Here is a 6,520-nt window from a genome sequence, read left to right as displayed (position 1 = left end):
GCGAAGCCGCCTCGAAGGAGACCTCCAGAAGGCCTTGCGATCCCTGGAGCCCTCCTTCGAGGCCCGCTGACGCGGGCACCTCAGGATGAGGATGCAGGTGGGATCGTCGTCGGGGCGATCCCCGAAACGGGAAGGGAACGCGACCCGCGGCTCCCTCAAAAACTCGGTGGCGTGCAGGCGCTCACCACCTCACAGGGATGGGGCCCGACGCAGCGGAAGCGGTGGGGGCGGCGGCTGTCGAAACTGTAGGCGTCGCCGGGTCCGAGAATCCGGCGCTCCTCGCCCACCGTGACCTCCAACCGGCCGCTCAGCACGATGCCGCCTTCCTCGCCGTCATGGCTGAGGGGCACCCGGCCGGTATCCGCGCCGGGCTCGTAGCGCTCCATCAGGATCTGGAGCTTGCGCCCGAACAGGTTCTCCCCGACCTGCCGGAAGGAGATGCCCCCCTTGGCCGAGCGGCGGCCGATCTCGGTCAACTCGTGCGCGGCGAAGAACGCCTTGCGCTCCGGCTCCGGCTCCACGGCGAAGAACTCAGCCATGCCGATGGGGATGCCGTCGAGGATGCGCTTCAGGGCGCCGACCGAGGGGTTCACCCGGTTCGCCTCGATGAGCGAGATCGCCGAGTTGGTGACGCCCGCCCGCTTGGCCAGGGTCCGCTGGGACAGGCCGTGGCGCACCCGCACGAACCGCAACCGCTCGCCGACATCGACGCTCATGGGACGGCTCCGTTGCAGCTGTTGCCGATCCCGCAACAGTGCCGCCGACGGCCACGCTCCTGCAAGGGGTTGGCGCGGCGCAGAAAAGGACTTGTTGCGGCGCCCCGAAAGGTATCCCCTGCCGTGTCACCGGCGGAGCCCGCTTCATGTCCGATCATCCCCTGCGCAACAGCCCGTCCCTCGATGCCTTCTGGATGCCGTTCACGGCGAACCGGCAGTTCAAGGCGGCGCCGCGGCTCCTCGTCTCCGCCGAGGGGATGCACTACACGGCCGATGACGGCCGCACCGTCCTCGACGGGACCGCGGGCCTGTGGTGCGTGAATGCCGGACACGGCCGGCGGGGGATCGCAGCGGCGGTGGAGCGGCAGCTCGCCACCCTCGATTTCGCCCCGACCTTCCAGATGGGCCACCCCATCGCCTTCGAATTCGCCGAGCGCCTCGCGGAGATCGCACCCGGGGGCCTCGATAGGGTGTTCTTCACCAATTCCGGCTCGGAATCGGTCGATACCGCCCTCAAGATCGCGCTCGCCTACCAGCGGGCGATCGGGCAGGGCACCCGCACCCGGCTGATCGGCCGGGAGCGGGGCTATCACGGCGTCGGCTTCGGCGGCATCTCGGTCGGCGGCATCGTCTCGAACCGCCGGGTCTTCCCGCAACTGCCGGGGGCCGACCACCTGCGCCACACCCACGACCCCGCCCGCAACGCCTTCGTGAAGGGTCAGCCGGAATACGGGGCCGAGCTTGCCGACGATCTCGAGCGCCTCGTCGCCCTGCACGGGGCCGAGACCATCGCCGCCTGCATCGTCGAGCCCGTCTCCGGCTCGACGGGCGTGCTGATCCCGCCGAAGGGCTACCTCGAGCGCCTGCGCGCCCTCTGTACCAAGCACGGCATCCTGCTCATCTTCGACGAGGTCATCACCGGCTTCGGACGCCTCGGCGCACCCTTCGCCACCGACTTCCTCGGCGTGCGCCCGGACCTCGTCGCCTCGGCCAAGGGCCTCACCAACGGGACGGTTCCGATGGGTGCGGTCTTCGCCAGCCGGGCGGTCCACGACGGCCTGATGAACGGCCCGGAGGGGATCGAGCTGTTCCACGGCTACACCTATTCCGGCCACCCGGTCGCCTGCGCCGCCGGGATCGCCACCCTCGACATCTACCGGGAGGAGGGGCTCCTCACCCGCGCCGCCGCCGTCTCCGACGACTGGGCCTCGGCCATACACGACCTGCGCGGGCGAAAGGCCGTCATCGACATCCGCACCATCGGCCTCATCGCCGGCATCGAACTGGAATCCCGGCCGGACGCCCCGGGCAAGAGGGCCTACGACGTCTTCGTGGACTGTTTCCAACGGGGCCTGCTGGTCCGCGTCACCGGCGACATCATCGCCCTGTCGCCGCCGCTCATCATCGAGCAGGGGCATATCGCAGAGATCGCCGAGATCCTGGGGGCCGCCATCGACCGGGCGGCTTAAGAGCCGTTCACCTCACCGGCTTCGTCATTGCGAACGCAGTGAAGCAATCCAGGGACGCGGGACGCCTCCGAACGAGGCGGATCCCACTGGATTGCTTCGCTCCGCTCGCAATGACGGCGGCAGGCCTTATCCGGCCCGTTTCTCCACCCCGCACCATTCGGCCACGAACAGGGCCATGGCGGTGGTGGAGCGCTTCACCGAGGCGAGGCTGACGCGCTCGTCGCAACCGTGGATGTTCTCGGCCCGGGGCCCGTAGCACAGGGCGGGCACGCCCTCGTACAGGGCGTGGACGCGGGTATCGAGATAGCTCGGCGACATGAAGCTCGTGAGCATCGTGCCGGTCGCCCGTTCATGGGCCCGTCCGAGCACGGCCTCCGCCTCCGATCCTTCCTCCAGCACGTAGCCCTCGGCCATGAAGCCGTTGAAGGTCACCACCGGCGGGCTCTGCGCCAGGAACGGATCGCCCGCGGCGAAGGCGGCGACGGCGGCCTCGATCTCGGCGGCGGCGTCGGCCGCCCGCGTGCCGGGATAGAGGGAGATGCGGCACTCCACCCGGGCCCAGGCCGGGACGGAGGACGCCCAATCGCCCCCGGCGATCCGGCCGATGTTGAGGTTGATCGGGTGAGCCTCATCCTCGAAATGGCGGTGGCGGGTGCGCAGGGCGTTCCAGCGGGCTTCGACCTCGCGCAGGGCACCGACCACCCGCCAGGTCGCGTCGATGGCATTGGCGCCCGCGCCCATCTCGCGGACATGGACCGGCTTGCCCCGGACTTCCACCGTGAACCAGATGACGCCGGTATTGGCCCGCACCAGGGCCTCGTCCTCCGGCTCGGGGATCAGTACCGCGTCGGCCCGGTAGCCGCGCAGATGCGCCGCCAGGGCGCCGTTGCCGGTCGATTCCTCCTCCACCACCGATTGGATCGTCACCGCCGAGGCCGGCTGGAGGCCGATCCGCGCCAGGGCGTCGAGGGCGAACAGGTTGGCGGCGTGCCCCGCCTTCATATCGCCCGCGCCCCGGCCGTAGAGCCAGTCGCCCTCGATGACGGGGTCGAAGGGCGAGTGGGTCCACAGGTCGAGGGGGCCGGGCGGCACCACGTCCACATGGGCCTGGAGGATCAGCGAGCGGCCCGCCTGCCCCCGCGGGCGGTGATGGCAGACGACGACCGGCGCCTGCGAATGGCGGGCATCGATCCGCCCGGCGCCGGGATGGGCGGCGAGCGCGGCCCGGTCCATGGCGAAGCGTTCGGTGGCGTAGCCCCGGGCGCGGAACGCCTCGAAGACGGCATCCTGGCAGGCCTGCTCCTCGCCCCGGAGGGAGGCATGGCGCACCAGCGCCTGGGTATGGGCGACCTGTTCGGCGAACCCCTCCGACACGGCGGCTTCGATCTCGGCGGCGAGGGTCGGGTCGAGGGTCGAGTCGCGGGACATGGGCACTCCGGGTTGTCGCAGGATGGGAATCCCGCGGGGCCCGGGTGTCAACGCCCGGCCTGCCCATGGTGCGGGCAAACGCCCGGTCCCCTTGCCAAATCGCGCCTCACCTGCATTGGCTGCGGGCCTCGCAGGCGCGGGACCGCCTGCTGCCGATCGGAGGGGACGGCATGAGCGAGACCGGGGATACCTTCAAGAAGGCGCCCAAGCGCAAGCCGAGCAAGGGCAAGAGCATCGCCGTCTCGCCGGAGATGCGCGAAGCCTATGCCGAGATGATCCGCCAACGGGCGGAGAAGGAGGAGGTCTACGGGCGCCACCTGCCACAGGACGAGCCCCGGCGGCGGTAGCGCTTATCCCAGGAGGCTGAACCGGACAGGGGCGCATTCCTCGTCGCCTCGGGGCGACGGGTGTGGCAGCGGACATCCTACCCTGCGCCTCATCCTGAGGTGCCCGCGTCAGCGGGCCTCGAAGGAGGCCTCCTGGGATCGCGGAGCCTTCTGGAGCCCTCCTTCGAGGCGGCTATCGCCGCACCTCAGGATGAGGGAAATGGGTGGGATCGGCGGGCGGAGATCGCGCCGTCATTGCGACACCCGCGCCGTCATTGCGAGCGCAGCGAAGCAACCCTGGGCAGCGGGACACCTCAGAACACGGCGCGTCCCTGGATTGCTTCGCTGCGCTCGCAATGACGGGTTGGGCACTTGTAATGACGGGTTGGGCAGGTGGGGGGCGAGAAGGCACGCCACCTCATAACCCTACCGCTTGCGCACGAATTCCGTGCGCAGGACCAGACCCTTGATCGTGTCGTGGCGACAGTCGATCTCCTCGGGGTCGTCCGTGAGGCGGATCGAGCGGATCACCGTACCCTGCTTCAGGGTCGTGCTCGTGCCCTTGACCTTCAGGTCCTTGATCAGCGTCACCGAATCGCCGTCCGCCAGGACGTTGCCGGCCGCGTCGCGGACCTCCGGTTTTGCAGGCGCGGCCGTGGCGGTGCCGAGGGGCAGCCACTCTCCAGTGGCTTCATCGTACACGTAAGATTCGTCGTCGCCGGTCACGTCGTCAGGTCCCCGCCCGGTGCCGTCCTCTCACGCCGAATCGGCGGGGCCGGCTCTCCGAGCTTGGCCGTTTTCGCGCCCGGTCCTCCAGGGGGCAAGGGCCGGCCGCGCAGGGCAGCACCGCTCGGCGCGGTGCCGCCCGAACGCTCGGCTTACCGCTTGAGCGGCCCGGCCTCGATCACGTCCTCGACGGTCCGGAGGCCGGCGCGCGGTGAGTTGACGAGGCAGGCCATGTTGCCCGGCGGGTGCTGGTTCTTCCACATCTTGGTGTGGGCCTGGGGGATCTTATCCCAGGGGAAGACCTCGCTCATGCACGGGTCGATCCGCCGGTCGAGGACGAACTGGTTCGCCGCCGAGGCCTGCTTGAGATGGGCGAAATGCGAGCCCTGGATGCGCTTCTGGCGCATCCACACGTAGCGGGCGTCGAAGGTGATGTTGAAGCCGGTCGTGCCGGCGCAGAACACCACCATGCCGCCGCGCTTCACCACCAGGGCCGAGACCGGAAAGGTCGCCTCGCCGGGGTGCTCGAACACGATGTCGACGTCGTTGCCCTTGCCGGTGATGTCCCAGATCGCCTTGCCGAATTTTCTCGCCTCTTTCGTCCAGGCGTGAAACTCCGGGGAATTCACCTTCGGCAGTTGGCCCCAGCAGTCGAAGTCCTTGCGGTTGATGACGCCCTTGGCGCCGAGGCTCATCACGTAGTCGCGCTTCGACTCGTCCGAGATCACGGCGATGGCGTTGGCGCCGGAGGCTGCGCAGAGCTGAACGCCGAACACGCCCAGGCCGCCGGAGGCACCCCAGATCAGCACGTTCTGGCCGGGCCGCACGGTGTGCGGGGCATGGCCGAACAGCATCCGGTAGGCGGTGGCGAGGGTCAGCGTGTAGCAGGCCGCCTCCTCCCAGGTGAGGTGCTTGGGCCGGTGCATCAGCTGGCGCGACTGCACCCGGCAGAACTGGGCGAAGGAGCCGTCCCCGGTCTCGTAGCCCCAGATCCGCTGGGTCGGGGAGAACATCGGGTCGCCGCCGTTGCACTCCTCGTCGTCACCGTCGTCCTGGTTGCAGTGAACGATGACCTCGTCGCCGACCTTCCAGCGCTTCACCTTGGCGCCGACCTTCCAGACGATGCCGGAGGCGTCGGAGCCGGCAATGTGGTACTCGCCCTTATGCACGTCGAAGGGCGAGATCGGCTCGCCGAGGCCGGCCCAGACGCCGTTGTAGTTGACGCCGGCGGCCATGACGTAGACCAGCACCTCGTCGTCGCCGATCTCCCAGACCGGCAGGACCTCGAGCTGGTGGGACTGCTCCGGCGGCCCGTGGCGCTCGCGCCGGATCGCCCAGGCATACATCTTGGCCGGCACATGACCGAGTGGGGGAATCTCACCCATCTCGTAGAGGTCCTTGACCTCGCCCCCCGCCGGCTGGACCCCAGCGCTCGCCGCCATGTCGCTCTCCTCACTGACGCGCGGTCTTATGCAGGGCCGCGGTTCTTCGGATCCCGGCTATAGCGGTGATGTCGAAGGCCTCCAAGTGGGCCGAAAGTCTGAGAAAGCATCGCTCACACGGAAAGATTGCGGCCTCTCAGAGGGGAGGGGCCGCATATTCAAAATCCGTTTTGGCGAGGGCTCAAGATTATTCGGTCTTTCCCCGCGTCGGGGCCGACCGAACCGCGTCAGACGGCCTCCATTTGATCGCGACAGCGCCGCCGTCATTGCGAGCGCCGCGAAGCAATCCAGTCGGCGCTGCCTCGTCCGGAGACGTCGCGCTCTGGATTGCTTCGGCTTCGCCTCGCGATGACAGCGAAGAGAGCCGCCGGCCTGGGGGCACGCGCCGTCACGGAAGGGGGACCCAAAACACG

6 protein-coding genes are annotated in these 6,520 nt (G+C 69.1%); 2 read left to right on the top strand and 4 right to left on the bottom strand.

Going from position 1 to position 6,520, the window contains the following annotated elements:
* Positions 1-155 precede the first annotated feature (155 nt).
* Positions 156-716 carry a cupin domain-containing protein gene (locus MFF22_RS24405; RefSeq protein ID WP_238253350.1) on the bottom strand — a complete coding sequence of 187 codons (561 nt, stop codon included), beginning with the start codon at positions 714-716 and terminating at the stop codon, positions 156-158.
* Positions 717-862: 146 nt separating this feature from the next.
* On the opposite strand from MFF22_RS24405, the gene aptA reads away from it, so the two are divergent.
* A complete protein-coding gene (aptA, locus tag MFF22_RS24400) occupies positions 863-2,185 on the top strand; it encodes an omega-aminotransferase AptA (RefSeq protein ID WP_238253349.1) in 1,323 nt (440 codons plus the stop codon).
* Positions 2,186-2,311: 126 nt separating this feature from the next.
* On the opposite strand, the gene MFF22_RS24395 is transcribed toward aptA, so the two are convergent.
* Complete coding sequence (locus MFF22_RS24395; protein ID WP_238253348.1) at positions 2,312-3,613, bottom strand: ArgE/DapE family deacylase; 1,302 nt, start codon at positions 3,611-3,613, stop codon at positions 2,312-2,314.
* A gap of 170 nt (positions 3,614-3,783) precedes the next feature.
* Between MFF22_RS24395 and MFF22_RS24390 the strand changes: the two genes are divergently transcribed.
* Complete coding sequence (locus MFF22_RS24390; RefSeq protein WP_238253347.1) at positions 3,784-3,960, top strand: hypothetical protein; 177 nt, start codon at positions 3,784-3,786, stop codon at positions 3,958-3,960.
* Between the two features lie 405 nt (positions 3,961-4,365).
* Here the strand turns inward: MFF22_RS24390 and MFF22_RS24385 are convergent, their stop codons facing one another.
* Together MFF22_RS24385 and ccrA are read right to left on the bottom strand one after the other, a co-directional pair.
* The gene (locus tag MFF22_RS24385) at positions 4,366-4,665 is read right to left on the bottom strand and encodes an alkylphosphonate utilization protein (protein ID WP_238253346.1); all 300 of its coding nucleotides are present in this window, start codon (positions 4,663-4,665) and stop codon (positions 4,366-4,368) included.
* 152 nt (positions 4,666-4,817) lie between these two features.
* Positions 4,818-6,107, bottom strand: a complete 1,290-nt coding sequence (gene ccrA / locus MFF22_RS24380) for a crotonyl-CoA carboxylase/reductase (RefSeq protein WP_238253344.1) — start codon at positions 6,105-6,107, stop codon at positions 4,818-4,820.
* Positions 6,108-6,520 lie beyond the last annotated feature (413 nt).

It is taken from the genome of Methylobacterium persicinum, assembly GCF_022179525.1.
In the GTDB taxonomy this organism is placed as follows: Bacteria; Pseudomonadota; Alphaproteobacteria; order Rhizobiales; family Beijerinckiaceae; genus Methylobacterium; species Methylobacterium persicinum.
The sequence above is the reverse complement of the archived record's forward strand: the minus strand, read 5'-3'. Positions and strand labels throughout refer to the sequence as shown.

Excerpts from the sequence above, each read along its gene's own strand:
- MFF22_RS24395 (WP_238253348.1), bottom strand. The coding sequence starts at position 3,613 with ATGTCCCGCGACTCGACCCTCGACCCGACCCTCGCCGCCGAGATCGAA.
- MFF22_RS24405 (WP_238253350.1), bottom strand. The coding sequence starts at position 716 with ATGAGCGTCGATGTCGGCGAGCGGTTGCGGTTCGTGCGGGTGCGCCAC.
- aptA (WP_238253349.1), top strand. The coding sequence starts at position 863 with ATGTCCGATCATCCCCTGCGCAACAGCCCGTCCCTCGATGCCTTCTGG.
- ccrA (WP_238253344.1), bottom strand. The coding sequence starts at position 6,107 with ATGGCGGCGAGCGCTGGGGTCCAGCCGGCGGGGGGCGAGGTCAAGGAC.
- MFF22_RS24390 (WP_238253347.1), top strand. The coding sequence starts at position 3,784 with ATGAGCGAGACCGGGGATACCTTCAAGAAGGCGCCCAAGCGCAAGCCG.